Origin of the sequence: Hoeflea sp. Naph1, from assembly GCF_046837775.1 — a bacterium.
Classification (GTDB): Bacteria; Pseudomonadota; Alphaproteobacteria; order Rhizobiales; family Rhizobiaceae; genus Hoeflea.
Window position 1 is genome coordinate 1752060 of the sequence record NZ_CP177286.1, and the last position, 24688, is coordinate 1776747.

The 24688-nt window shown below is 60.5% G+C and carries 22 protein-coding genes, 1 tRNA gene and 3 pseudogenes; 10 read left to right on the forward strand and 16 right to left on the reverse strand.

Annotated elements, in window-relative coordinates; all coding sequences use genetic code 11:
- Positions 1 to 17: 17 nt before the first annotated feature.
- The 5 genes and pseudogenes from ACK6D9_RS08325 to ACK6D9_RS08345 all read right to left on the reverse strand — a co-directional run.
- Positions 18 to 401, reverse strand: a pseudogene (locus tag ACK6D9_RS08325) (transposase); the annotation flags it as partial.
- A 56-nt stretch (positions 402 to 457) separates the two neighbouring features.
- The gene (locus ACK6D9_RS08330) at positions 458 to 1612 is read right to left on the reverse strand and encodes an IS256 family transposase (RefSeq protein ID WP_412051300.1); all 1155 of its coding nucleotides are present in this window, start codon (positions 1610 to 1612) and stop codon (positions 458 to 460) included.
- A 45-nt stretch (positions 1613 to 1657) separates the two neighbouring features.
- A pseudogene (locus ACK6D9_RS08335) lies at positions 1658 to 2502 on the reverse strand (IS5 family transposase).
- 178 nt (positions 2503 to 2680) lie between these two features.
- Positions 2681 to 3422 (reverse strand): annotated as a pseudogene (locus tag ACK6D9_RS08340) (transposase); the annotation flags it as partial.
- A 191-nt stretch (positions 3423 to 3613) separates the two neighbouring features.
- Positions 3614 to 3687, reverse strand: a tRNA-Gln gene (locus ACK6D9_RS08345).
- Positions 3688 to 3971: 284 nt separating this feature from the next.
- On the opposite strand from ACK6D9_RS08345, the gene ACK6D9_RS08350 reads away from it, so the two are divergent.
- From ACK6D9_RS08350 to ACK6D9_RS08370, 5 genes are all read left to right on the forward strand, one after another.
- A complete protein-coding gene (locus ACK6D9_RS08350) occupies positions 3972 to 5579 on the forward strand; it encodes an exopolyphosphatase (protein WP_412051301.1) in 1608 nt (535 codons plus the stop codon).
- The gene (locus ACK6D9_RS08355; RefSeq protein ID WP_412051302.1) at positions 5576 to 6346 is read left to right on the forward strand and encodes an RlmE family RNA methyltransferase; all 771 of its coding nucleotides are present in this window, start codon (positions 5576 to 5578) and stop codon (positions 6344 to 6346) included. The genes ACK6D9_RS08350 and ACK6D9_RS08355 overlap by 4 nt, the downstream gene beginning before the upstream one ends.
- A gap of 111 nt (positions 6347 to 6457) precedes the next feature.
- Positions 6458 to 7237: an MBL fold metallo-hydrolase gene (locus tag ACK6D9_RS08360; RefSeq protein WP_412051303.1), complete on the forward strand. Its 780-nt coding sequence runs from the start codon at positions 6458 to 6460 to the stop codon at positions 7235 to 7237.
- 247 nt (positions 7238 to 7484) lie between these two features.
- Positions 7485 to 8987 carry an IMP dehydrogenase gene (guaB, locus tag ACK6D9_RS08365; protein ID WP_322989405.1) on the forward strand — a complete coding sequence of 501 codons (1503 nt, stop codon included), beginning with the start codon at positions 7485 to 7487 and terminating at the stop codon, positions 8985 to 8987.
- Positions 8987 to 9589, forward strand: a complete 603-nt coding sequence (locus ACK6D9_RS08370) for a hypothetical protein (RefSeq protein WP_412051304.1) — start codon at positions 8987 to 8989, stop codon at positions 9587 to 9589. The genes guaB and ACK6D9_RS08370 overlap by 1 nt, the downstream gene beginning before the upstream one ends.
- Before the next feature lie 7 nt (positions 9590 to 9596).
- Here the strand turns inward: ACK6D9_RS08370 and ACK6D9_RS08375 are convergent, their stop codons facing one another.
- Entirely contained in the window at positions 9597 to 10598 is a 1002-nt protein-coding gene (locus ACK6D9_RS08375; RefSeq protein WP_412051305.1) for a hypothetical protein, read from the reverse strand.
- Positions 10599 to 10826: 228 nt separating this feature from the next.
- On the opposite strand from ACK6D9_RS08375, the gene ACK6D9_RS08380 reads away from it, so the two are divergent.
- Positions 10827 to 11240, forward strand: coding sequence for an MAPEG family protein (locus ACK6D9_RS08380; RefSeq protein WP_322989402.1), 414 nt, complete (start codon positions 10827 to 10829; stop codon positions 11238 to 11240).
- 47 nt (positions 11241 to 11287) lie between these two features.
- On the opposite strand, the gene ACK6D9_RS08385 is transcribed toward ACK6D9_RS08380, so the two are convergent.
- The gene (locus ACK6D9_RS08385) at positions 11288 to 12220 is read right to left on the reverse strand and encodes a hydrogen peroxide-inducible genes activator (protein ID WP_412051306.1); all 933 of its coding nucleotides are present in this window, start codon (positions 12218 to 12220) and stop codon (positions 11288 to 11290) included.
- Positions 12221 to 12465: 245 nt separating this feature from the next.
- Here ACK6D9_RS08385 and katG point away from each other — a divergent pair, with 245 nt between their 5' ends.
- Positions 12466 to 14682, forward strand: a complete 2217-nt coding sequence (katG, locus tag ACK6D9_RS08390) for a catalase/peroxidase HPI (RefSeq protein WP_412051307.1) — start codon at positions 12466 to 12468, stop codon at positions 14680 to 14682.
- A 95-nt stretch (positions 14683 to 14777) separates the two neighbouring features.
- On the opposite strand, the gene ACK6D9_RS08395 is transcribed toward katG, so the two are convergent.
- Positions 14778 to 15731 carry a LysR substrate-binding domain-containing protein gene (locus ACK6D9_RS08395; RefSeq protein WP_412051308.1) on the reverse strand — a complete coding sequence of 318 codons (954 nt, stop codon included), beginning with the start codon at positions 15729 to 15731 and terminating at the stop codon, positions 14778 to 14780.
- Positions 15732 to 15875: 144 nt separating this feature from the next.
- On the opposite strand from ACK6D9_RS08395, the gene ACK6D9_RS08400 reads away from it, so the two are divergent.
- Positions 15876 to 16163, forward strand: a complete 288-nt coding sequence (locus ACK6D9_RS08400; RefSeq protein ID WP_412051309.1) for a DUF1127 domain-containing protein — start codon at positions 15876 to 15878, stop codon at positions 16161 to 16163.
- A gap of 103 nt (positions 16164 to 16266) precedes the next feature.
- On the opposite strand, the gene ACK6D9_RS08405 is transcribed toward ACK6D9_RS08400, so the two are convergent.
- The 6 genes from ACK6D9_RS08405 to ACK6D9_RS08430 all read right to left on the reverse strand — a co-directional run bounded on the left by ACK6D9_RS08405 (position 16267) and on the right by ACK6D9_RS08430 (position 21153).
- A complete protein-coding gene (locus tag ACK6D9_RS08405) occupies positions 16267 to 17151 on the reverse strand; it encodes a DUF937 domain-containing protein (protein WP_322990986.1) in 885 nt (294 codons plus the stop codon).
- 144 nt (positions 17152 to 17295) lie between these two features.
- On the reverse strand, positions 17296 to 18669 hold the full coding sequence (locus tag ACK6D9_RS08410) for a glutamate--cysteine ligase (protein WP_412051310.1): 1374 nt from the start codon (positions 18667 to 18669) through the stop codon (positions 17296 to 17298).
- Positions 18670 to 18809: 140 nt separating this feature from the next.
- Positions 18810 to 19544: a 16S rRNA (uracil(1498)-N(3))-methyltransferase gene (locus ACK6D9_RS08415; RefSeq protein ID WP_412051311.1), complete on the reverse strand. Its 735-nt coding sequence runs from the start codon at positions 19542 to 19544 to the stop codon at positions 18810 to 18812.
- A gap of 49 nt (positions 19545 to 19593) precedes the next feature.
- Positions 19594 to 20166 carry a hypothetical protein gene (locus ACK6D9_RS08420; RefSeq protein WP_412051312.1) on the reverse strand — a complete coding sequence of 191 codons (573 nt, stop codon included), beginning with the start codon at positions 20164 to 20166 and terminating at the stop codon, positions 19594 to 19596.
- A gap of 67 nt (positions 20167 to 20233) precedes the next feature.
- Complete coding sequence (locus ACK6D9_RS08425; protein ID WP_412051767.1) at positions 20234 to 20869, reverse strand: LysE family translocator; 636 nt, start codon at positions 20867 to 20869, stop codon at positions 20234 to 20236.
- A gap of 125 nt (positions 20870 to 20994) precedes the next feature.
- Positions 20995 to 21153 carry a hypothetical protein gene (locus ACK6D9_RS08430; protein WP_412051313.1) on the reverse strand — a complete coding sequence of 53 codons (159 nt, stop codon included), beginning with the start codon at positions 21151 to 21153 and terminating at the stop codon, positions 20995 to 20997.
- 126 nt (positions 21154 to 21279) lie between these two features.
- On the opposite strand from ACK6D9_RS08430, the gene ACK6D9_RS08435 reads away from it, so the two are divergent.
- Positions 21280 to 21828 carry a MarR family winged helix-turn-helix transcriptional regulator gene (locus ACK6D9_RS08435; RefSeq protein ID WP_412051314.1) on the forward strand — a complete coding sequence of 183 codons (549 nt, stop codon included), beginning with the start codon at positions 21280 to 21282 and terminating at the stop codon, positions 21826 to 21828.
- Positions 21825 to 22532, forward strand: coding sequence for an MOSC domain-containing protein (locus tag ACK6D9_RS08440; protein WP_412051315.1), 708 nt, complete (start codon positions 21825 to 21827; stop codon positions 22530 to 22532). The genes ACK6D9_RS08435 and ACK6D9_RS08440 overlap by 4 nt, the downstream gene beginning before the upstream one ends.
- A 34-nt stretch (positions 22533 to 22566) precedes the next feature.
- Here ACK6D9_RS08440 and ACK6D9_RS08445 read toward each other — a convergent pair whose 3' ends face one another.
- Both ACK6D9_RS08445 and ACK6D9_RS08450 read right to left on the reverse strand, forming a co-directional pair.
- Positions 22567 to 23238, reverse strand: a complete 672-nt coding sequence (locus ACK6D9_RS08445; RefSeq protein ID WP_412051316.1) for a LutC/YkgG family protein — start codon at positions 23236 to 23238, stop codon at positions 22567 to 22569.
- Positions 23235 to 24671, reverse strand: a complete 1437-nt coding sequence (locus ACK6D9_RS08450; RefSeq protein ID WP_412051317.1) for a LutB/LldF family L-lactate oxidation iron-sulfur protein — start codon at positions 24669 to 24671, stop codon at positions 23235 to 23237. Before ACK6D9_RS08450 ends, ACK6D9_RS08445 begins: the two co-directional genes overlap by 4 nt.
- Between the last annotated feature and the right edge of the window lie 17 nt (positions 24672 to 24688).

Sequence of the window (24688 nt, forward strand, 5' to 3'; positions counted from 1 at the left end):
GGGCTCGGCGGTAGAATTCACGCAGCCATTTTCAGTTTTTGTGCGGGTGTGATGCCGCCGATGCCCATATTGGGTCGTTCGTTGTTGTAGGTCCATAGCCATTGCATGGCGAACTCCTGTGCCTCCTCGATGCTTTCGATGATGTATTGGTCGAGCCATTCATGCCGGACTGTGCGGTTGTAGCGCTCGATATATGCATTCTGCTGCGGCTTGCCGGGCTGAATGTGGCTCAACGCGATGCCTTGTGTTTCGGCCCATTCCATCAGTTTGCCACTGACGTATTCAGGTCCATTGTCCACACGAATGGCGAACGGTTTGCCGCGCCATTCGATGGTCTGGTTCAGGCTGCGGATGACGCGTTCAGCAGGCAGCGAAAATTCTACCTCGATGCCCAGTCCCTCGGGGAGCGTCATGAAGTCTGTGTATCTGGCCTGGCCCACGCGGGTTTCAGATACGGTCACGCGTTGAAGCGCTCCTCGAACATAATAGCGAACTGGTTTCTGGCTGCAAACCATTCCCGGACATTCCTGCCGCCTTTCTCGAAGTTCCGGATGGCGAGATAGATCAGCTTGGTCGCTGCCTCCTCGGTCGGGAACGAGCCACGCGTCTTGATTGATTTACGGATGACCCGGTTCAGGCTCTCGATCGCGTTCGTTGTGTATATGATTTTGCGGATTGCCGGATCGAAGGCAAAGAACGGGATCACCTCCTGCCATGCCCGCCGCCAGGCCGGGGCGATGGAGGCGTATTTTCCGGCCCATTTTTCCTCGAACGCATCAAGCTCACCGGCGGCCTGATCAGCGGTGGCGGCACCGTAAATCCGGCGCAGATCGACAGCCACGATCTTGCGATCCTTCCAGCTGCAGAAGTTCAGGGAATGGCGCACCAGATGCACGATGCAGGTTTGCACCGTGGCTTGCGGAAAAGCAGCGGTGATCGCCTCGGGAAAACCCTTGAGCCCGTCTACAACGGCAATCAGGATGTCCTGGACGCCGCGGTTCTTCAGCTCATTCATGACGGACAGCCAGAACTTTGCCCCTTCGTTATCCGCAACCCAAAGGCCTAGAACCTCGCGCACCCCGTCCCGTGAGATGCCCAGCGCCACGTAGACGGCCTTGTTCTTCACCATGCGGCTGTCGGCATCCCTGATCTTCACACGCAGGGCGTCGAAAATGACAATGGGATACATCAACTCCAGCGCTCGGGATTGCCATTCCCGAACCTCGTCCAGAACGGCGTCGGTGACCCGGCTGATTAAGTCGGGCGATACCTTGAGGCCGTAGACTTCCTCCAGATGGGCGCGGATGTCGCGAACGGTTAAACCTGCGGCATAGAGGCCGATGATCTTGTCATCCATGCCATCAATCCGGGTCTGACCTTTCTTGACTAACTCCGGCTCGAAACTGCCGTCCCGGTCTCGGGGCACTGAAATCGGCATCTCGCCATCCTGGCCCTTCAAACGTTTGCCGGCTGTGCCGTTCCGCCTGTTAGACTGGCCAGATGGCGCATCCTTGCCCTCCTCATAGCCCAGATGTGCCGTCAACTCGGCACCCAGCATCCGTTCCATCAGTTTGATCTTGAGCTCTTTCATCAGCCCGGCATCGCCAAGCAAATCTTCAGGCCGCTCGCAGCCCTAAGAGTCGGTCCGGAAAGTTGTTCATTTTGAACAGAGCCTTCGCAGCATGAGGCGGATAGACGCGAGTTTGAGAAAGGCGAGCGCGTTGCGCGAAAGGTTCTCGAAGTCCTTTGCCAGCCTGCGGCATCGCCCAAGCCACGCGTAAGTCCGTTCGACCACCCAGCGTCTCGGCAGAACCTCAAAACCCTTGACGATGTCGGATCGCTTGATGATCTTGATCGCCAGCCCGGGCATGGCCTTCTTCTGACCCTTGGCGAAGACAGGTCCCTGATAGCCACCGTCCGCAAAGAGTTTCTTCAAAAACGGATAGCGCCCGAACAACGTCTTGATGACCAGCAGGCCGCCGTCGCGGTCCTGGATGTCGGCTGGATGAACCAGCGCATGCAGCAGCAGACCTACCGTGTCGACAAGGATATGCCGCTTCTTACCCTTGACCTTCTTCCCCGCATCATACCCGCTCGGGTCGATACAAGCCCCCCTTTTTCCGCGCCTTTGACGCTCTGGCTGTCGATGACCGCCGCTGTCGGGCTAGCCTCGCGTCCCATCGCCTCGCGGCATTTCACATAAAGCTCCTGATGAATACTGCCGAGTGTGCCGTCCCAGTTCCAAAGGTCGAAATAGCTGAACAGGGTGCTCTTCGGCGGCAAGTCCTTCGGAACAGCCCGCCATTGGCAGCCGGTGCTGAGAACATAAAGCAGGCCGTTAAGAACCTCGCGCACATTGACCTCACGCCTGCGGCCACCCCGCTTGGCAGGAGGTATCAAAGGCTCGACCAGCGCCCATTCCGCATCCGTCAGATCGCTGGGATAGCGCAGACCATCCCGATTGTATTTCCCACGGTTCGCTTTCGTCCACATAGCCTCCATCCCATCGTCAAACAAATCAACGGCATGGAATCACAAACGATTCATATCATTCAACTTCTTTCCGGACCGACACTTAAGAAGTTCGTCAAGCAGTTCCTTGGAAATCGTCATCGTCCTCGCTCCTCTCAGGAAGCATGGACCAAAGCGCAGTTACACAGAAGATCGGACACTCTCGTTCCTCGCGGTTGAAGTCGTCCAAGACGTTCAACAGCCGGAACTGCCTGCCATCCTCCAGACGGTCAGCCATGAAATCCATCGACCAGACTATGTTCGGAGCTTCCGGCACGATTAGGGCATCGGGCTTGTCCCGCTTCAACCGCTTGCGTGGTTTGATCCTGAGGTTCAGTTCGAGTTCGCGGTAGATGCGGTAAACGCGCTTGTGGTTCCACCGATGGCCCTGGACATTGCGCAGATAAAGGAAACAGAGGCCAAAACCCCAGGTCTTTTTCGCCCTCGTTAACCCGATCAGGAGATCGGCGATCTGCTCGTTCTCGTCGTTCAGCTTGGCCCTGTAACGATAGTAGGTCGAGCTGACATCGAAGGTCCGGCAAGCCAACGCAATGCTCACCCCACGCAACGCCACTGCTTTCCCGGCCATCTCTCGGCGTTGACCTTACGGCGATGCAAGCATCGCCTATCGGCAGCGGATGGCCGCGTCATTTTTTTCCAAGAGCCTCTTTGAGGAGTTCGGCCTGCATGCTCATCTCGGCATACATCTTCTTCAACCGGCGGTTCTCGTCTGCCAGAGCCTTCATCTGGCTGATCATGGACGCGTCCATGCCGCCATACTTGGCCCGCCATTTGTAAAATGAGGCCGTGCTCATCCCATGTTCCCGGCATAGCTCGGGGACCGGCACGCCGCTTTCAGCATGGCGCAGGATTGCAAGGATTTGGGGTTCGCTAAATCTGCTCGTCTTCATCAAAAATCTCCTCGATCATTAAGCCCGAGAAAATTCTACTTTTGAACCCGACTAATTTGCGGGGGGATTACCCAGACACGCGTGGTGGACACTCGTGTCAGACAGTACTGTCCACCAGACGGCAAAACGTATCCCCAGCTAACGAAAAAACGCTGGAAAATCAATCTTGTTCAGAGCTTGAAGAGGTCGATTGGCTGGGGAACCTGGATTCGAACCAGGACTAACAGAGTCAGAGTCTGCGGGTCTACCGTTAACCTATTCCCCAATAGGAGCGGACCAAGAAAGCTCGGCCAGCGCGGCGGCTTATACCCAATATTGAATGGCGATGCAAACGCTGATTGGCAAGTTTTTGCCATTCCTTTGTTCTGACGTTTGCAGGTGGGGTTGAACTGCTGCCGCCATCTCTCTCGATCGCCTCTACGCGCACGCGCAACCGTGTCTGTTCAAAAAGGCTTTTGCGTTCTCCATCCGGCTTTGCTAATCTTTTCCCAACACAAATCGTGACGCGCGGTGCGGGCTCCATGCCCGCCGCGCACGACAGGACAGACCGTGAAAGACCTTCGGGACGGCGTAACGCCAAACGCGGGGGTATCGCTGGCAGATGACAGGTCGTCCGGACGCGCTACAAAGGCAGCGTCGGATGGCATGGAACAAGGACGCGGGGATTCCGCGGCCTCGGGCTCGGACCCCGGCGCTTCGGCGCCGGTACAAGCAGCCGCCAGCGAATCCGCCGATAATTCCACCCGCACCCAGCCGGTCGGACGCCGAAGGCGTCGCCGACGCAAATCCGCGCAAAAATCAACCCAAAACCCAGCCTCCCAGGCAAACGGGGGAGGCACGGCAATGGCGACGACCGGCGCCGGTGAACATGCACCGCAGGCCACGCCTGGCGGACCTGTTGCCGGCGATGGCACGGTTGAGAAGAAAAAAGGCCGTCGCCGCCGTCGCAAGTCCGGTCGTGCCATTCAGGGGCGTCCGCTGGCTACGCAAAAAACGTCATGTCGGGCCGAGCCCCATGAAGCGCAGCCAGGGTCCGCACAGCACCAGCCACAGCCGGGATCACCCCAGGCGTCGATACAGCCCTCTAATGCGGACGCGCCGGCCCCGCGCCGGCAGGCCGAGGATCTTTATGCCGCGCTCGATCTTGGCACCAACAATTGCCGCCTGCTGATTGCCCAACCGACACGCCCGGGACAATTCCGCGTGGTAGATGCCTTTTCGCGCATTGTCAGGCTGGGCGAGGGGCTCGACGCCACCGGTCGGCTGTCGGATGACGCCATGGACCGGGCAGTCGAAGCGCTAAAGATTTGCGCAGGCAAGCTGAAGCACCGCCCGGTGCGGCGCCACCGGTTGATTGCCACCGAGGCTTGCCGTTCAGCCCGCAATGGCCAGGAGTTTCTGGACCGGGTGCTGCGCGAAACTGGCCTTGATCTCGAGATCGTCACTCGCGAGACCGAAGCGCGGTTGGCTGTTGCCGGCTGCTCGTCGCTGGTCGGTCGGGATACCGACGGTCTGGTGCTGTTTGATATCGGCGGGGGCTCGTCGGAAATCGCCATGATCGATCTGACCGAAAACCGCTCCAACCGGCTCGCCAATCACATCAAGGCATGGACCTCGCTGCCGGTCGGCGTCGTCACCCTGTCCGAACGCCATGGGGGGTGCCTGGTTACGCCAGCGGTGTTTGAGGCAATGGTCGCGGAAGTGGACGGGATGCTCAATGCTTTCACGCCGCCATCGCTGCCGGCGTTTTCGGGCCTCGATGTCAGCCGCATGCATCTGCTCGGGACATCGGGAACGGTGACCACGCTCGCCGGTCTGCATCTCGACCTGCCGCGCTATGATCGCCGCCGGGTTGACGGGCTGTGGATGTCAAATTCCGAGGTCGACCTGATGCTCGACCGGTTGCTGTCATGGGATTTCGCGGCACGTGCCGCCAATCCCTGCATTGGCGCCGACCGTGCAGATCTGGTACTAGCCGGTTGCGCCATTTTACAATCGATCCGCAAACGCTGGCCTTCCGAGCGGATGCGGGTTGCCGATCGTGGGCTTCGCGAAGGCTTGCTCAACGAGATGATGGCCGCAGATGGCGCCTGGCGTGGCCGCGGCCGTAACAATCGCTACAGGCATCCGCGCTCCAATCAGGGAACAACATCATGACCCGTCCGCCCTCCGGCCCGACCGGCCGCAAACTCGGACAGAAGGTCAAGAAGGGCAAGCTCAAGTCCTCCTCCAGACGCTGGATCGAGCGACACCTCAACGACCCCTATGTCCAGCAGGCCAAGCAGGAAGGCTACCGTTCGCGCGCCGTCTACAAGCTTCTTGAAATCGACGCCAAGCACAAGATTCTCGACGGCGCCAAGCGGATCATCGATCTCGGCGCCGCGCCTGGTGGCTGGTCGCAGATTTCGGCCCAGGTCACCGATTCCACCGACACCGATCCGAAAGTGGTCGCCATCGATTTTCTGGAGATGGACGGTCTGGCAGGGGTCAAGTTCCTGCAGATGGACTTTCTTGACGACCAGGCACCAGAAGCCCTGATGACGGCACTCGGTGGCGCGCCCGATGTGGTGCTGTCGGATATGGCCGCGCCGACCACCGGACATCGCCGTACCGATCATCTTAGAACCATGCATCTGTGCGAGGTCGCCGCTCATTTCGCCATCGAGGTTCTCACCCCGGGCGGGCATTTTCTCGCCAAGACCTTTCAGGGCGGCGCCGAGAATGACCTGCTGGTCACGCTCAAGAAGAATTTCAAATCCGTCATTCACATCAAGCCGCCATCCTCGCGGGCGGAATCGGTGGAGATGTTCGTGCTCGCCAAGGGCTTCAAGGGTCGCCGTATTGCGGCCCCCGACCACGGTTTTGATGATGTCGAAACGGTGGTCGGAGCTCCCGCTGCCGACGAGGCGGGCGGCGAAAACTAGGCAAATATGCCTCGCTGCAAACAAAGTGTTTAGTGGTCAATAACGCATCCGTGTCTTGCCGTGACGGATGAATGCGCCAATTCTCTCATGTGCCAACCTTGGAGAGACCCTATGACAATGACTCGACGCACGTTCATTCACACCGCGGCGGCTGTTTCCGGCGCTGTCCTTGTTCTGCCCTACAGCGCCCGCGCTGCAACCGGGGACAGTGATATGTTTGCCACCGGTGCCGGCGACATCACCGTTCATCCGGTCGCGCATGCTTCTTTCGTTCTGGAGACGCCGCTTGGGGTGATCTATGGCGATCCGGTCGGCGATGTTGAACAATACGCCGATCTGCCTCGACCCGATCTCATTCTGATTACCCATGAACATGGCGACCACTTCAACGTCGACACGCTGAACGGGCTGCTCGGGGAGAGCACTGATCTCATTACCAATCCCGCCGTTTACGCGATGCTGCCCGAGGCGCTGCAGGCCAAGGCGTCCCAGATCGGCAACGGCGATTCCACCGATTGGAATGGGCTGAAGATAGATGCCATCGCCGCCTATAACACCACCGAAGAGCGCAAGAATTTCCACCCTGAGGGCCGCGACAACGGCTATGTCCTGAACTTCGACGGGTTTCGCATCTACATCTCCGGCGACACCGAGGATACGCCGGAAATGAAGGCGCTCGAAAATATCGATCTGGCGTTCCTGTGCATGAACCTGCCGTTTACGATGGACATCACCCAGGCCGCGGGCGCCGTCAGTGCCTTCAAGCCGAAGATCGTCTATCCCTATCATTACCGGGGCCGTGATGGTGGTACCCAGGATCCGGCCGAATTTGCCAAGCTCGTTGGCGATACGGCCGAGGTGAAGCTGGGGGCGTGGTACAGCCCCGCCTGATCTGAGAATCCCCCCGGCGCATTCACGGGTCCTGGCTTCTTTTGCGCTGGGACCCGCATTGCCCTGCGGCCTCAATTTCCGCCCGAGGCGGGGCCGGCACATCGTCGCAGGCGGATTTTTTCGGTTCGCTGTTTCGAATTGACCTTTCGCAGCATCCGCTTGCGTGGTACCTGCCACTGCCAACGCGTAGACCTCCTGGGACGGTCTCCATCCGGCGCTGTCCCCGACAATTTGGAACAGACAGGCGATGGCAAAAATCATTCAGACGATCACCGGCGTTGAAGCGCTGACCTTTGACGACGTGTTGTTGCAACCCGCCCATTCCGAGGTCATGCCCGGCGAGGCCAATATCGCCACCCGCATCGCCCGAGATTTCGATCTCAATCTGCCAATTATTTCTTCTGCCATGGATACCGTGACTGAAGCGCGGCTGGCGATCGCCATGGCCCAGGCCGGCGGCATCGGCGTCATTCACCGCAATCTGACGCCGGAAGAACAGGCCGAGCAGGTGCGCCAAGTCAAGAAATTCGAAAGTGGCATGGTCATCAATCCTGTGACCATCGGCCCAAACGCGCCACTGTCTGAAGCGCTGGGTTTGATGAAGATGCACGGCATTTCCGGCATTCCGGTGGTCGAGCATACTGGCAACGTCATCACCGGCCCGGGCCGGCTGGTGGGCATCCTGACCAACCGCGATGTCCGCTTTGCCACCGATCCGGATCAGAAGATCCATGAATTGATGACCCACGAGAACCTGGTCACGGTCAAGGAAAGCGTCGAACAAACCGAAGCCAAGCGGCTGCTGCACAGCCATCGCATCGAAAAGTTGGTTGTGGTGGACGGCGAGGGGCGTTGCGTCGGCCTGATCACCGTCAAGGACATCGAGAAGTCGCAGCTCAACCCGCATGCCTCCAAGGACGAGCAGGGCCGGTTGCGTGCCGCTGCCGCCACTTCGGTGGGCGAGGACGGATTTGAACGTGCCGAGCGGCTGATCGCTGCCGGTGTCGATCTGCTTGTCATCGATACCGCACACGGCCATTCGCAGCGGGTACTCGATGCGGTCACCCGCGCCAAGAAACTGTCGAATTCGGTACGCATTATGGCCGGCAATGTCGCCACCGCCGAGGGCACCAAGGCCTTGATCGATGCCGGCGCTGACGCCGTCAAGGTCGGCATCGGGCCGGGCTCCATCTGCACCACCCGCATCGTCGCCGGGGTTGGCGTTCCGCAGCTGAGCGCCATCATGGGTGCGGTTGAAGAAGCCCAGAAGCACAACGTTCCGGTGATCGCCGACGGCGGCATCAAATATTCGGGTGATCTGGCCAAGGCGATCGCCGCCGGCGCTTCGGCCTGCATGGTCGGGTCGCTGCTGGCCGGCACTGACGAAAGCCCCGGCGAGGTCTATCTGCACCAGGGCCGCTCGTTCAAGGCCTATCGCGGCATGGGCTCGGTCGGTGCGATGGCGCGCGGCTCTGCCGATCGCTATTTCCAGGCCGAGGTACGCGATACACTCAAGCTGGTTCCTGAAGGTATTGAAGGTCAGGTTCCCTACAAGGGACCGGTCTCGGGCGTGCTGCACCAACTCGCTGGCGGTTTGAAGGCAGCGATGGGTTATGTCGGCGCCGCCGATCTGAAGAATTTCCACGAACGCGCCACCTTCGTGCGCATTTCAGGTGCAGGCTTGCGCGAAAGTCACACGCATGATGTGACCATCACCCGGGAAAGCCCCAATTACCCCGGCTCGGTGTGATGAAACGGATCTGGCCAGGCTGGATACTGTGCGCGCTAACTATCGCGCTGCTGGTCTATATGGTGACGGTTCAAGGCGCGGCGATCAGCGCCAGCATCGGCGGACACTATCTGCCCGACGCGGTGCCGCTGGGTTATGGTACGGAGGCTGCGGCGGCGCTGCATCAGGCTTTTGTCAGCGAAGCTGCTAAGGCGCAGGCCGCAGGTCTTCGCAGCGCGTCGGAAGCCTATGTGGCAATGCATGCCGGGTCTGATCTGCTGTTTCCGCCGATGCTGGCAGCCAGCCTTGCATTTGCCGGGTTCGCTGCGCTCAATTCGCGCCGCAATCAGGCCGGCAGCCCGCTCTCTGCGCGGATCGGGCTGGGTCTGGTTCTGGCCCTGGCGTTCGCCTATCTCGGCTGCGATTATGTCGAGAATGCCGTGGCTGATGCGCTGTTCGGCCCACCGTCGCTAAGCCGCACGTTCAACGCCCAGCTGGTGCCTGTGTTGCGGGGGCTGACGGCGGCGAAGTTCCTTACCGGTGCCCTTGCCCTGATGCTGATTGTTGCATTGTGGTTCGGCCGCTGGCGCGCCGGACGCAAATCGCACGGCGAGGCCGTCTAACAGCCCGTTACAGATAGAGCGGCGCAAAGCCCGGACGCTGAGAATCCCTGGATGCGGCGCGTGCCATGTGTTCCGCATAGCCCGGATGCAGGCGATTTTCCTGCCCGGATGCGGTCTCGGAATCGGATTCATCCGGCTCGCTGGTGTCAGCAGGTGCTTCGTCTGTGTTAGCCGTCGTGGCGGATTGCTCGGCGGCAGGTTTTGGCGCCGCCTCTTGCTGTTCTGTCTCGTCAGCGCTCTCGATGTTGGTACTGACCTCGTTCAAGGTCTCGAACGCCTTGGCGGTGTCGATGTCGGCTTCATCCTCTGCCTTGGTTTCCGCGTCGACTTCGTCATAGACCTTCTTGTCGGCGATATCCCGTTTGGTTTCCTCAACCGTACGCGGCCCCTTGGTGGCGTCTTCCAGCCGTTGTGAGGCTTTGGAGCCGTGCTGCCCCGCGAGAGCCTCAGAGATGACGTCGCGGACTTTCTGATTTTCCGAGCCTTCGGGGTCTAGGAACGACTTGACCAGATCAGCCACGGTCATTCCCTTCAGGTCAAAGCCGATCATCTGCTCGAGATAGTTCTCGATCTTTTTGTCCCGCGACAGTTCGTCGAGGTTGAAATTGAGCGAGATCTTAAGCGCCAGCCCCCGCGCGCTGTCGCCTGTATTGTCAAAACCGCCCAGCGCAGCGCCCAGACTTTCCCTTTTGCCCTGATCCATTGACGCCAGATGCCGGGACAGTTCCGTAGTGGTGGTGGGCGCTTCGCCTGCCGCTGCGGCGTCGTCCTGCGCTGAAATCTGCTTGTTCAGATAGCTGGCCAGATAGCCAAAAAGCTTGACCTGAACTTCGGTCACACTCATGTGATCGCCAAAATAGTAGTCGTTGAGCTTTTCGGTTGTCTGTGGCGAATTGGCGGACGCAACCCGGACGTTGGGGATCAGGTTGCTGTCGGTCTCGCGGGCACTCTGCTGTGCGTCAGCCTGCTGGCTGACGATCGACTGCATGATTGAAAGTGCTGGGCTCAAAGCCAAATTTGAAGCGGGCATCCACATTTGAAAGTCTCATACGGGGATCTACGGGTACGGCGACGAAAATTGCAACCGAAGGTAACGCAGGAGAGGTTAACAGAACATTGACGATCTTGTCCGGCAAGCCGCACCCATGGCGATCCCGGTAGAAGGCGTAACCACTGGCTATTGCATGTTGGCGCCACTTGTCGTCCCTTGAGGACAATTGACCTGCAGGGAGTCGGTATGAGCCAATCCACCGCAATTTTCTGGCCTGTCATGGCCCAGGTGCTGCTGACTTACGCCATCTACATGCTGGTGTCCGCACGCCGCGTTGGTGCGGTGAAAGCAGGCAATGCCCGGCCGTCGGATTTCAGGATTCCGATCGTCGAGCCGGCGCCAAGTGCGGCCGCGGTGCGCAATCTGTCCAACCAGTTCGAGCTCCCTGTGCTGTTTTACGCCGCCTGCCTGGCGCTCTATGTCACCGGTGCCGCAGATACCGCAGCGGTGGTCGTGGCATGGGTGTTTGTGCTCGCCCGCGTCGCCCACAGCTATGTGCATGTCACATCCAACCGGCTGCGCATTCGCCGACCATTGTTCATCCTGAGCTTGGCGGTCAACCTTCTGCAATGGCTGCTGCTTGCCTTCCACATCGCCTGATTTCTCGCGGGTCAGATCAATTGCCGGGTCGATCTTCTGCGCACGGATCAGGCCGGAAGGCCCATGCTCCTGCGGCCGGCGCTGAGGATGTCGCGGCCGATTTTTGCCGCGACTTCGGCAAAGGCTTCATAGTCGCGCTGGCGCTGGCTCGCCGAGCGGAAGAACACGGCGATCTGGCGTGACGGCGCCGGCGGGGAAAACGGCACGAACTGGATGCCGCCCGAACCGGTGTTTTCTGCCGCCACGGCAATTTCCGGCAACAGGGTGCGGCCCATGCCGTGGGCGACCATCTGCAGCAATGTGGTCAGCGAGGTAGCCCCGAAATTGACCAGCGCGCTTTCACTGTGTCCCTCGCAGATCGATAGCGCCTGATCGCGCAGGCAATGGCCTTCCTCAAGCAGCAACATCCGGTCGAGCGCAATCTTGTGTCGGTTGAGCGGGGAATCGAGAACGTCCCGGTCGTTGCTCGCCACCGCCATCACGAATCGGTCTTCAAACAACAGTCGATGGGTAATCCCGGGTTGGCGGATAGGCAGCGCCGCAATCACCACGTCCAGGTCGCCACTGCGCAACTGTGTCACCAGGGTTTCGGTGATCGCCTCGCGCACACCAAAATCAAGTGCTGGAAAGCGCCGCGCCAATTCCGGCGCCAGCGCGGGCAGCAAATAGGGCGCCAGCGTCGGAATCATGCCGATCCGCATGCGCCCGGTCAGAATTCCGGCCTGTTGCTGAACCTGCTCCTCGATTGAACGGATTTCGGCAAGCACCCGCCGGAACGAGGGCAACAGCCGCTGCCCGCTTTCCGTCAGCACGATCGCGCCGCGGGTGCGTTCGACCAGCCGGCAACCCAACCGGATTTCGAGTTCTGCGATCTGGGTCGACAGCGCCGGCTGTGAAACGTGCACCCGTTCCGCTGCCCGGCCAAAATGCAGTGTGTGGGCGAGGGCGTCGAAATAGGTCAATTGCCTGAGTGTAATCATGATAAGAATAACCTATCGACAAATATCACAAATACAATTGGAAATTATCGAGAAAGTGAACGACATTGGCGCTGAAAACAACAGTTCAGCGATCAATTGGGATGCATCGCCACCCCCGATCGCTTGCGGTTTACCTGCCGCAGCCACCCGAGCCTTCATTCATCACCATGCCCGAGGCGGCCATCAGCGACAGGCTTGTTCACCCAATTCATTTTGAAAATCCCACGATACGACTGGAGAGAGATATGGAAGCGAAACTCAAGCAGGTAAACGAGAGCTCCGCAAAATGCCCGGTAGTGCATGGCGCTACCAATGTCGGTCTGCGGTCCAACCGCGACTGGTGGCCCAACCAGCTCAATCTCAAGATTCTGCATCAGCATTCGGCCAAGTCGAGCCCCACGGGGGAGGCGTTCGATTATGTCGAAGAGTTCAAGAAACTGGATCTCGCTGCCGTCAGGCAGGACCTCTATGCGCTGATGACCGACAGCCAGGAATGGTGGCCGGCCGACTATGGTCATTATGGCCCGTTCTTCATCCGCATGGCCTGGCATAGTGCCGGCACCTACCGCACCGCTGATGGCCGTGGCGGTGCATCTTCGGGCTCGCAGCGGTTTGCTCCGCTCAACAGCTGGCCCGACAATGTCAGCCTCGACAAGGCCCGCAGATTGCTCTGGCCGATCAAGCAGAAATACGGCAACAAGCTGTCCTGGGCCGACTTGATCGTGCTCACCGGTAACTGTGCACTGGAATCGATGGGCCTGAAGACCTTCGGCTTTGCCGGTGGTCGCGCTGATATCTGGGAGCCGGAAGAAGACATCTACTGGGGCGCGGAAACCGAATGGCTTGGCGACAAGCGCTATACCGGTGACCGCGAACTGGAAAACCCGCTGGCCGCCGTGCAGATGGGGCTGATCTACGTCAACCCGGAAGGGCCCAATGGCAATCCGGACCCGGTTGCGTCGGGTCGCGATATCCGCGAGACTTTCGCGCGGATGGCGATGAATGACGAGGAGACTGTGGCACTCACCGCGGGTGGCCATACTTTCGGCAAGTGCCATGGCGCAGCCGATCCGAGCCAGTATGTCGGAGCTGAACCCGAAGGTGCGGGCCTTGAAGAACTGGGCCTGGGCTGGAAGAGCAGCTTTGGCACCGGCCACGGCGATGACACCATATCCAGTGGTCTCGAAGGCGCGTGGACTCCGAACCCGACCCAGTGGGACAATGGCTATTTCGATATGCTGTTCGGCTACGAGTGGGAACTGACCAAGAGCCCTGCAGGCGCCCAGCAGTGGCGTGCCAAGGATGTGGCCGACAAGGATCTGGCGCCGGCAGCCCATAATCCTTCCAAGCGCGTTCCCACCATGATGACCACCGCCGACATGGCGATGCGCATGGACCCGGCCTACGAAAAGATCTCCCGGCGTTTCCACGAAAACCCCGATCAGTTCGCCGATGCGTTTGCCCGCGCCTGGTTCAAGCTGACCCACCGCGACATGGGTCCGCGCGAATGCTATTTCGGTCCGGAAGTTCCGTCTGAAGTGCTGATCTGGCAGGATCCGGTTCCCGAACTTGATCACGCCCTGATTGACGCCAGCGACATCGCCGCGCTCAAGGCCCAGATCCTGGCGTCGGGCCTGTCGGTCTCCGAACTGGTTTCCACCGCCTGGGCTTCGGCCTCGACCTTCCGCGGTTCGGACAAGCGCGGTGGCGCAAACGGCGCCCGGATCCGGCTGGCGCCGCAGAAGGACTGGGAAGCCAACCAGCCGGCGCAACTGGCAAAGGTGCTGGATACGCTCGAGGGTATCGCCAAGGCATTCAACGATGCGGCCACTGGCGGCAAGAAGGTTTCAATTGCCGATCTGATCGTGCTGGCCGGTGGTGCGGCCATCGAACAGGCTGCCAAAGACGCTGGCCATGCGGTCGACGTTCCCTTCACTCCGGGCCGCACGGACGCTAGCCTGGACCAGACAGATGTCGATTCCTTCGCTCTGCTCGAGCCGATGGCCGATGGCTTCCGCAACTATCTCAAGACCCGTTATACGGTGTCAGCCGAGGAACTGCTGCTCGACCGGGCACAGCTTCTGACGCTGACCGCGCCGGAGATGACGGTTCTTGTTGGTGGGATGCGGGCTCTTGGCGCAAATCATGACCAGTCATCGCAGCACGGTGTCTTCACCAAGCGGACCGGCACGTTGACGAACGACTTCTTCGTCAACCTGCTCGATATGGGCACGGCCTGGAAGCCGATCTCTGAGGAAGAGCAGGTCTATGAGGGACGTGACCGGGCGACCGGCGAGCTGAAATGGACCGGGACCCGGATTGATCTGGTATTCGGTTCGAACTCGCAGCTCCGCGCCCTGTCGGAATTCTACGCGCAAGGCGATTCGCAGCTAAAATTCGTGCATGACTTCGTCGCCGCATGGACCAAGGTCATGAACGCCGATCGCTTCGATATCGCCTGAGGCGATAGAAAACCAAACCTGGACAACGGAAATCGGGGCCAGTGGCCCCGATTTTCATGTCTGCTAACGTTTGGTTTCTGGTCTTGCGGGAGACCTTACCAGGCAGGCACCGCAGCAATGTCCGACCGGCCCCTGTGCTCCCGCCGTGCGGCAGCGCCCTGACCGCTGACATTGGTGTCGGCGCCGGCCGGGGTGATGTTGTCGAGGCTTGCGGCGATATGGCCGCATATTGCGTTTACCAGCGCGGTGGGTGCGCCGGGCCTTTTCATCAGCCCGATCTGTGCCGGCTGCAAGGCCGGAAACCCATCAGCAGGCGACAGAATCCGCATCCCCGGCCTGACCGCGCATTCGGGCAGCATCGATACCGCCAGCCCCGACAGCACCGCCGAGGCAACCACGGTCGCCGACCAGCTGGTAAACAGCACCTGGTAGTTCCGTCCGGCCGAATCCAGCGCCGTGCAGGCGAGGTTGCGCCAGTTGCAGCAGCGGCGGCCGACGGCCAGTGGAACCACCGCATCCTCATGCACATTATGGTTCATCGAGGTCACCCAGTAGAGCGGCTCGGTGCGTACCACTTCCGAGGTGCGGGCGCGCGGATTGTGGGTCACCAGCGCCACATCCAGCTCGCCGCGCATCAGCCGCGCGGCCAATTCGCCCGAAGGTTCGCACTCGATATAAAGCTCGACATTCGGATTGCTCTTGGCGAAGCGGGCGATGATGCCGGGCATGTAGCGGTCTGCGTAGTCATCCGGGGTGCCGATGCGAATCGAACCCTCCAGATGTTTTTCGTCAAATGCGGTAATGGTTTCGTTGTTGAGCCGGATGATTCGCCGCGCATACCCGAGCATTTTTTCGCCGTCTTCACTCAGCCGGTTGAGCCGGCCGTCGCGGATGAACAAGGTCTTGCCGATGCGCTCCTCTAGCCGCCGCATCTGCATGGAAACGGCGCTTTGGGTCTTGAATACCTTGTCGGCTGCCTTTGTGAAGCTGCCGGTGTCGACAATGGCCACGAATGTCTGCAACTGATCGATATCGAGCGGCGCCGGCATCGGAATCTCCTATCAACAAAATTGATATTAAAGATTAGAAACATTCGCTGGTGCGATCAATCGGTTTCTGAGAGATTGCGATCGAATTTGGGTCTGCGTCGGCCGTCTATCATGCGGCGCCCCCCACAACCAAGGAAGACTACAATGAACGTCTGCAGTATTCCTGCTGCCTGTACATCCACCCGTCCCACGGGCATCGGCATGACCTTGCTGAAGGCACTGCTCGGAGGTGCCGGCAGAGCGCGAACCGTATTTTTCGCCATGGTCAATCGCCGCACGGCGCGCAAGATTCAGGAAATGCCGGATTGGCAACTGGCCGATATCGGATTGACCCGGCAGGACATGCACGATGTTCTTTCGAGGCCCGTTGGCACCGACCCGCTGGTCGAACTGGCGGATCGCGCGCGGTTTAATTGCCGCTGCATCCACTGATAGGCTGATTTGAAAGTTCCCCAGCGGGACACCGCCCTGTGTCCCGCCCTTAACCGGCCGCCTGAACCCTGAGGGGGTTGGTGCGGCCGGCTTTTTGCGTGTGTTACTTCGGTCGCCTCATGCCCTGCAAATACTGGTCGAAGATCGATTCCATATTCTGCTGGTAGCCCTTTTGGACTTCGCGTCCCGAATCAAACATCTTGCCGAACAGGTCATCATAGGGATTGCCGGCTTTGTCCGGCGCGCTCGTTTCTCGCGTCGATTGCTGTTGCGGCTCAGGTGATTGACGAGCAGCGCCGCCGCCCATCGCGCCGCCAAGCATGTCCTGAAAGATCTGCCCCAGTGGGTTGTCGCCGAACGGGTTGGCGCTCTGCTTGCGCGCCTGGGGCTCGGGCGCGGCTTGCTGACCGCCGCCGAACATGCCCTGCAGGATCTGGCCCAGCGGGTTGTCCATCGGCGAGGCCTGTGGTGCGCGCTTTGCCTGTGTGCCGCCCATCCCCTGGCGCATCATCTCTGAAATCAGGTCGCCAATCGGATTGGCACTACCCGCCGAGCTTGCATTCATCTGACCGGTTGATTGCTTGAACAGGCCACCCATCAGCGTGCTGGCGATCACCGGCAGCATCTGCTTGAAGATCTCCTGGCCGATGCCGGTTGCAGCTTCCGCCTGCGCCGCCACCGCCCGGCTGACATCCTTGGAGCCGAACAGATGGCCCAGAATACCGTTGCCGTCGGCCATCCCCTGCGAGGTGAAGGCATTCTGCATGTTTTCGAAATACTGGGCGTGGTTGCCGCTGGCCAGCGCCGAGAGAAAGTCCGACATGCCGTCGGGGTTCGAGGCATTGCGTTTCAGACCGGTCGAAAACGCCGGCATCAACGCTGCCATCGCCTGTTCCATCTGTTTTTCATCGAGACCGAATTGCTGCGCCATGGTTCGCATCGCGTCACCATTCTGGGCGTTCTTCATCATGTCGAAAAGCGGCATCATCGGATCATGTCTCTCCTGCATCGCCTAAAGGGCTTTGCATGAGACTATACCGCCAGACCGGGCATTCCTAGAGCGCAATGCTGGCTCGGCCCCGCGCCACCGGCTGCAGACAGCCGGCGCGAGTATCGCCGTGGCGGCGTTCCACTAGTAGGCGTAGTCCCGGAAGACCGGATCGACGGAGCCGTTCCAGCGTCCCTCATAGAGCGCCAGCATTTCCTCGGCCAGAGTGGTGCCGCGCGCGATTGTTTCCTCCAGCGGCGCCAGGAAATGGCTTTCGTCATTATCATCGGAGTTGAGGCGTGCCCGGTTGACCAGCCCACGCCGGGAGATGCCGAGAACCTCGCGGCCAATGTCGCGCAGCGACTGGCCCTTGATCCTGGCATTGAGCCCGTCCCGCGGTGTCAGGTCGCGCAGTGAGTTGACCTCGTCGAGGTTCCAGTCGCGCGTCAGCGCCAGGGCTTCCTCAAGCGCGCTCTCGTCGTAAAGAAGACCAACCCAGAATGCCGGCAGCGCACAAATGCGCCGCCACGGGCCGCCATCGGCGCCGCGCATTTCGATGAAGCGCTTGAGCCGGGCATCGGGGAAAAGTGTTCCCAGATGGTTGGTCCAGTCGCCCATGGTCGGCATCGGTTGATCCAGTTCACCCTTCATGGCTCCGGCCATGAACTGCCGGAACGTCACATGCGTGGCTTCGTGGTAATGGCCATCGCGCAGCACGAAATACATCGGCACATCAAGTGCCCACTCGACATAATCCATGAACCCGAAATTGTCGGAATAGACGAATGGTAACTGTCCCGAGCGCTGGTTGTCGGTGTCGCGCCAGATATCGCCGCGCCAGGAAACCAGCCCGTTCGGCTTGCCTTCGGTAAACGGCGAGGCGGCAAACAGCGCGGTTGCCAGCGGCTGCAGTTTCATGCCCAGCTGCATCTTGCGGCGCATGTCGGTTTCCGACGAGAAATCCAGGTTCACCTGGATGGTGCAGGTGCGGTACATCATGTCGAGCCCCTGGCTGCCGACCTTCGGCATGTAACGGGTCATGATGTCGTAGCGTGATTTCGGCATTCGCGGCGTTTCTGCCAATGTCCATTTCGGGCTGCCGCCCATGCCGAGAAAGCCGATTCCCAACGGGGCCGCGATTTCCTGAAGCTGCGCCAAATGGGCATTGGATTCGCGGCAGGTCTGGTGAATGGTTTCGAGCGGCGCGCCCGAGAGCTCGAATTGCCCGCCCGGCTCAAGGCTGATGGCGCCGGCGCCGGTGGGTTCGACCAGGCCGATGATCTTGCCGGCATCGATGATGGGTTCCCATCCGAGCATCATCGCCATGCCTTCAAGCAGTGCCTGTATCGACCGATCGCCTTCATAGGGAACTGGCTCGAGCGTGTCGCTGAAGAACACAAACTTCTCGTGTTCGGTGCCGATCCGCCAGCTTTCCTGCGGTTTGCAGCCGGCGGCCATCCAGTCGGCCAGATCTTCGACCGCGTTGATCGGTGTGTCGTCGGTGGTGTCGCGCGCCATAACAGGACCTTTGTTTCATATCCCTGGCGCGACCGTAAACTGCGCCGTTGCTGTTGATTGGACCGGAACCCGCCCGGCTTGCAAGTGAAAATCCCTGATCCAAGTATCAAACAATATTGATCTGGGGTGGATTTGCCCGACTACCAGTCCCCGATGATCATTTGGACTGCGGTCAGGGCCGCAACCGCAGCGGTATCTGCACGCAGGATTCGCGGTCCGAGCGGGATCGCCGTGACGAAGGGCAGGGAGGTCAACCTCTCACGTTCCTGTTCCGAAAATCCGCCTTCGGGCCCGACCAGCAAGGCCAGGTCGCGTTCGGTGATTTCCGCCAGTTGCGCCGCCGGATTGTTGCCAGCCTGGCTTTCATTGCAAAAGATGATCCGCCTCGCAGGATCCCAACCTTCAAGCAGGGTGCCGAGCCGCACCGCGTCGCCAAGTTCGGGAATGGCAAGATTGCCGCATTGCTCGGCGGCTTCGAGAATGTTGGCTGCCAGCCGAGCGGCGTTGACTTTGTGAAGCTGGGTGTGGTCGGTAAACACCGGCGTGATCCGCCGCACCCCCATCTCGGTGGCCTTCTGCACGAGATAATCGAGCCGGCCGACCTTCAGCGGTGCGAACAGGAAATCGAGCCGCGATTGCGGTGGTTGGGCGCGGGTCTGGTCGCCGATCTCCAGATCCGCGGCCTTTTTGCTGCGCGGCTTGAGCGTCGCCGCGAACTCGCCGTCGCGCCCGTTGAACACCAGCACTTGTGCGCCTTCGCTCATTCGCAGCACCGTCATCAGGTAGTGTGCCTGTTCCTTGCCCAGCGTGACCTGCTGGCCGCGGCTGAGCGGAACATCGAGATACAGACGTTGCAGTTTGAAATTGGCGCGCATGCGGTCTTCCTTAGTCAAACAGGTCCGAAGATCAAGCGCTCAGTCCTGTTCAATCAGCGGCTCGTGCCGCTGTCGGATGGAGAATCGGACGGTATCCGTGCCGCAGCGCTTCGATGATGGCGGGCGGAGTTATGAGTTGCCAGTGCCGCGTGGATGCGAAGTCTGAAGCGTTCGTTTCCAGATAACCGCCAAAGCCCCATTGCGCCAGCCCGCCAGCGGTCACCAGAAAATATCGCGCCCCGTCAGAGATGATGGCGCCTTCGGGCAGCAATTCGAGCTGTTCTTCCGTAAGCAATCGTGACGGATGATCTGCGGGCCGAGTGCGTTCGGGTTTGAGGATCTGGTCGATCGCGTCGGCTCCCAGATGGTCCACACCTCGGCCTCGGGCCAACGCCTGCGAAAACGCCAAGGCTTCTGCGCGGCGGCATTCGAAGCAAGGTCTGTGCCCGGCGGCCAGCGCGGTGGCCTCATCAAGAAAGAACAGTTCCGTATATCGGCCTGGCTGCATCAGTAGACGTTTACGGGATTTGAATTCGGTGAGGCAACATATCCAGCGATCCGTCGGCGGTTTGCGTCGGCTTATCTCGCTATGTGCGTCATGCAGACAGCCGCGGTTGCCCATCAGCAGGCCGCGCTTTGAAACGGCGTGCAACCGGCCCGCCGGATCCACCCGGTTCTGTCGCGGCATTTCAGCCCGCGCGCCGGGTCAGTGCTGCGGCGACACCGGCCATCATCAGCAGTGAACCACCGGTGCGCATTGCCGTCTGCATCACCTTGGGCTTGCGGATGGTTTGGCGCGCGCCGGCGGCCGCATAGGCGTAGATTGCCGCATTCAGGACGGCGAGCGCGGTAAACGTCAGCACATAGGTTGTCGCCTGCGGCAGATAGGGCATCGTGTGGTCGATGAACTGCGGCACGAAGGCCACGAAAAACAAAATGCCTTTGGGATTGAGCGCGGTAACCAGGAAGGAATCGCGAAAAATCGTTGCCGGTTGCCCGGAGGCCGATGCCATGCTCGCCTCTGACATGTCGGGAAGCGCCACCGGAGTGCGCCACATCTTGTAACCGATCCAGATGAGGTAGGCCGCGCCGATGAATTTGAGAACCTGAAACAGGCTTGCGGAAGCAGCCAGCAGCGCGCCCGCGCCTGCTATCGACAGCGAAGTTGCCACCAAGTCGCCAAGTCCCACGCCCATCACGCTTGCAAACGCGACCTTGCGCCCATGCGCCAGCGCCTGGGTGATGACCATTATGATGGTGGGCCCGGGAATGATCAGAAGGATGATGCTGGCCGCCACGAAGGCGAGGAAGTGTTCAGGCGAAATAGGCATGGCGGTAAACTCGGATGGAAATCAGACCGAAAGCAAGCCGCAAATTCCACCGGGCGTCAAGAGAGCCGGATCCGGTCGGCGCAATACCTGATGCGGGGACCAGGCAGTCGGGACCTGTCTTAGGCGACCCTGCCAGGCAAGCTCAGATCACCCAAGTCGGTATCGAAGACTTCGGTGTGGCACCGCACGGGCGCATGAACACTGGCGTTGACCCTGAGCGCCGCGGTCACGCCATCAAAGGAGATCCCCACCGCATCCTCCGGCTTGGCAAGTGCCACGATGACGGCGGCTCCCGGACCGTCGAGAACCAGGCCGAAACCGGGATTTTCAATGAGGATAACGACCTCTATTCGTATTGAGTCTGAATTATTGTAAGTATTTTTCGACTCGCTATCATTGTCGGCATGACACCAGCTCAACCCAATCAGGTTCGAATTCTGATCGAGCGACTATCCCGGTTGTCCGATTCGGAAGACTGGAACAGCGATCTCAATCCGGCGCAGATGCAGGCGCTGCGCTACCTCGCCAGTGCCAACCGCTTTTCGCGCGCCCCTTCCCATGTTGCCGCGTTTTCCGGGGCCACCCGCGGAACAGTGTCGCAAACCTTGCGGGCACTTGAGCGCAAGGGATTGGTCACCGAAGCGCGCTCGCAAACCGACCGGCGCAGCATTTCCTATGCGGTAACCGCCGCCGGGCGGGCGCTGGCGCATTCGGCCAGGATCATCGATCAGGCCTTGGCTGAGCTGGCGCCGGAGCAGGTTGAAGTGCTGGAGCAGGGGCTAGCTGCAGTTCTGCGCAGCGTGATCGCCGCCCGCGGCGGCAAGACCTTCGGGCTTTGCCACCAGTGCTGCCACCACCAAAGGCGCGGCGATGCGGCCTATTGCAGGGTGCTGGAAGTCGACCTAGAACCTGCCGAGAAGAACCAGATCTGCCATGAGCACGAGCCCGCATGACCCACCAGCCAGTTGAACTCCGCGCCACCATCCTGGGCCTTTATGTTGGCCAGCCCCGTGAGCGCTGGGCAGGCAAGCCGCCATCAGCGATCGGCAAACACCCCACAGACACGGCGCAGGAGCTGACCGACACCGGATTTGTGGATGATCAACAGGCGGATCTGAAGGTCCACGGCGGTCTCGAAAAGGCAGTTCATCATTACGCCGCCGAGCATTATCCGACATGGCGCTCTGAGCTCGGCGCGGTTGCCGACGGCTTCGGGCCGGGCCGGTTCGGCGAAAACATCTCCACACGCGGCATGACCGAGGCCAATCTCTGCATTGGCGATGTGCTGGCCATGGGGTCGGCGGTGGTGGAAATTTCGCAAGGCCGCCAGCCCTGCTGGAAACTCAATGCTCATACCGGCATCCAGACGATGGCGGCGCTGTTTCAGCAAACCGTTCGCACCGGCTGGTACTATCGGGTGCTCGAACCCGGCGCCGTGCGCGTCGGCGACGAGGTCAGACGCCTCGAGTGCCCCAATCCGGACTGGAGCGTCGAGCGGGTCACACGCGCCAGACTAGACCCACGAGTTGAACCGGAGATCGCCGCGGAACTGGCCGAACTTCCCCGGCTTGCAGGCGGGTGGGCCGAAGCGTTCCGCAACAAGGCTCGGCGGGACTACCGCGAAGATATCGCGGCGCGGCTCGACGGGCCTGCTTAGAGCCAACGGTCAGGTCGGGCGGGGCAAATCACGCCTAGTCAACGATGATGATGTGCAGCGCGCGCGGGCCGTGAGCGCCGAGCAGGATGGTCTGTTCGATATCGCCCGAGCGCGACGGCCCGGTGACCAGATTGACCGCGCGAGGCATCTCGCCCTTGCCTGAATGTGCGCGCAGCATGGTCCACACGCTCTCCATGTCGCCGGTAACGTCAGCGGCCTTCACCACCACAATGTGGTGCTCGGGCAGAAAATTGATCGTCGTCGGATTGTCCTGTCCCGACAAAAGCGCCAGCGTGCCGGTCTCGGCGATGCCCGCCAGGGCGTGGCTGACGCCCGCCAGATCACCGCCGTCAGACGCGCCTTCGCGGATCTCGAGATTCTTCTCCGAGGCCCAACCGGCCTGCTTGAGCCGCTGGTCGGCGCCGATACGGATCGCTGCCGGCAGGTTGCGTTCGCGCAGATAGTTCGACACTTCTGCCGGGATCTTGCCGTAATCGTCGATCCGGCTGACGGTGGCGCCGTATTTGTCCGCCATGGTCGAAAACAACTCGATCTGCTCGGGTTGGGGCAATTGCGCCCGCGCCGGGATCACCCCGGTTGGCGCGGCCCCAAGCCGCGCGGCAACGGCTGCCCGCCGTTCCGTGTCGGATCCTTCAACCTGTATTGATTTACGGATCTTGCCCAGTACCGTTTCCCGCCCGCTCATCGCGCCGACTCCTGTTTCAACGCTTCGCGTTGCGCCCATTGCTGCTGGAAGGTCCGGCCTTCCGGCGCCGGCAGATCGCGATAGCGGGTCCAGCCGCTTGCCATCGGCATTGACCGGAATCGTCGCGTCGAGCCGCCCAGGGCAGACAGGATCGGAATGCCGAAGGACGCGGCGAAGCGGTAGAGTTTCGGCCGTTTGGCAAAGAATGCCCAGAACTTGAGGCCGTAGCGCGCCACCGAGGGCGTCAGGTTACGTTCGAATTCGCGCTCGCGCCAATGCCGCATCATCTTCGGCAGTGGTATCCGCATCGGGCAGACTTCCTCGCAGCGACCGCAGAAGGTCGAGGCGTTGGGTAATTGCCCGGTTTCCTCGATGCCATTCAGCGACGGGGTCAGCACGGCGCCCATCGGGCCGGGATAAACCGATCCATAGGCGTGCCCGCCGACAACATGGTAGACCGGGCAATGGTTCATGCAGGCGCCGCAACGAATGCAGCGCAGCATGTCCTGATATTCGGTGCCGATCATCTCCGAGCGGCCATTGTCGAGCAGCACGACGTGATATTCGTCCGGACCGTCGGGGTCTTCGGGCCGCTTCGGGCCGGTAGAAAACGTGGTGTAGACGCTCATGTCCTGTCCGGTCGCCGAGCGCGCCAGCACCCGAAGGATCTGGGCAGTGTCTTCCAGCGTCGGGACGATCTTCTCGATCGAGGCCACAACCACATGCACCTTGCCCAGCGTCTGCGTCAGGTCGCCATTGCCCTCATTGGTGACGATTACCGAGGAGCCGGTTTCCGCGACCAGAAAATTGGCGCCGGTAATGCCGACATCGGCGGCGAAATAGCGCTGGCGCAGCACTTCGCGCGCCTCGCTGAGCAATGATACCGGTTCGGAAAGATCGCGGCCCTCGGGCAGGTGGGTGTGAACCCGGCGGAAATCGCTTTCGACCTGCTCCTTGTTGAGATGCACCGCCGGCGCGATGATGTGGCTCGGGTGTTCACCACGCAGCTGGATGATGTATTCGCCGAGATCCGTTTCCACCGGCTCGATGCCATTGGCTTCAAGGTGATCGTTGAGAGCGATCTCCTCGGTGATCATTGATTTGCCCTTGGTCACCGTGCGGGCATTGGCCTTCTTGCAGATGTCGAGCACGATGCGGCGCGCATCTTCGGCCGTTTCGGCCCAATGCACGATCCCGCCCGAGGCAGTCACCTTGGCCTCGTATTCCTCGAGATAGAGATCGAGATGCGCGAGCACATGGTTCTTGATGTCGCGCGAACTGTCGCGCAGTGCGTCAAACTCCGGCAGCGCATCGATGGAATTCTGGCGCTTGCCGATAAAACCCTTTTCGACATTGCCGAGCGCTTTTTGCAATTGAGCATCAACAAGCGCCTTGGATGCGTTGGCCTTGAAATGTTTGGCGGCAAGTTCCATCGGTTGTCTCCCCTTTC

What these genes read in the sequence shown, in the direction of transcription:
- ACK6D9_RS08410 (WP_412051310.1), bottom strand. Translation starts at nt 18,669, where the DNA reads ATGGCGCGCGACACCACCGACGACACACCGATCAACGCGGTCGAAGAT.
- guaB (WP_322989405.1), top strand. Translation starts at nt 7,485, where the DNA reads ATGGCAAAAATCATTCAGACGATCACCGGCGTTGAAGCGCTGACCTTT.
- ACK6D9_RS08395 (WP_412051308.1), bottom strand. Translation starts at nt 15,731, where the DNA reads ATGCCGGCGCCGCTCGATATCGATCAGTTGCAGACATTCGTGGCCATT.
- ACK6D9_RS08370 (WP_412051304.1), top strand. Translation starts at nt 8,987, where the DNA reads ATGAAACGGATCTGGCCAGGCTGGATACTGTGCGCGCTAACTATCGCG.
- ACK6D9_RS08360 (WP_412051303.1), top strand. Translation starts at nt 6,458, where the DNA reads ATGACAATGACTCGACGCACGTTCATTCACACCGCGGCGGCTGTTTCC.
- ACK6D9_RS08435 (WP_412051314.1), top strand. Translation starts at nt 21,280, where the DNA reads ATGACACCAGCTCAACCCAATCAGGTTCGAATTCTGATCGAGCGACTA.
- ACK6D9_RS08445 (WP_412051316.1), bottom strand. Translation starts at nt 23,238, where the DNA reads ATGAGCGGGCGGGAAACGGTACTGGGCAAGATCCGTAAATCAATACAG.
- ACK6D9_RS08420 (WP_412051312.1), bottom strand. Translation starts at nt 20,166, where the DNA reads ATGGGCAACCGCGGCTGTCTGCATGACGCACATAGCGAGATAAGCCGA.
- ACK6D9_RS08415 (WP_412051311.1), bottom strand. Translation starts at nt 19,544, where the DNA reads ATGCGCGCCAATTTCAAACTGCAACGTCTGTATCTCGATGTTCCGCTC.
- katG (WP_412051307.1), top strand. Translation starts at nt 12,466, where the DNA reads ATGGAAGCGAAACTCAAGCAGGTAAACGAGAGCTCCGCAAAATGCCCG.
- ACK6D9_RS08355 (WP_412051302.1), top strand. Translation starts at nt 5,576, where the DNA reads ATGACCCGTCCGCCCTCCGGCCCGACCGGCCGCAAACTCGGACAGAAG.
- ACK6D9_RS08380 (WP_322989402.1), top strand. Translation starts at nt 10,827, where the DNA reads ATGAGCCAATCCACCGCAATTTTCTGGCCTGTCATGGCCCAGGTGCTG.
- ACK6D9_RS08400 (WP_412051309.1), top strand. Translation starts at nt 15,876, where the DNA reads ATGAACGTCTGCAGTATTCCTGCTGCCTGTACATCCACCCGTCCCACG.
- ACK6D9_RS08440 (WP_412051315.1), top strand. Translation starts at nt 21,825, where the DNA reads ATGACCCACCAGCCAGTTGAACTCCGCGCCACCATCCTGGGCCTTTAT.
- ACK6D9_RS08385 (WP_412051306.1), bottom strand. Translation starts at nt 12,220, where the DNA reads ATGATTACACTCAGGCAATTGACCTATTTCGACGCCCTCGCCCACACA.
- ACK6D9_RS08450 (WP_412051317.1), bottom strand. Translation starts at nt 24,671, where the DNA reads ATGGAACTTGCCGCCAAACATTTCAAGGCCAACGCATCCAAGGCGCTT.
- ACK6D9_RS08405 (WP_322990986.1), bottom strand. Translation starts at nt 17,151, where the DNA reads ATGATGCCGCTTTTCGACATGATGAAGAACGCCCAGAATGGTGACGCG.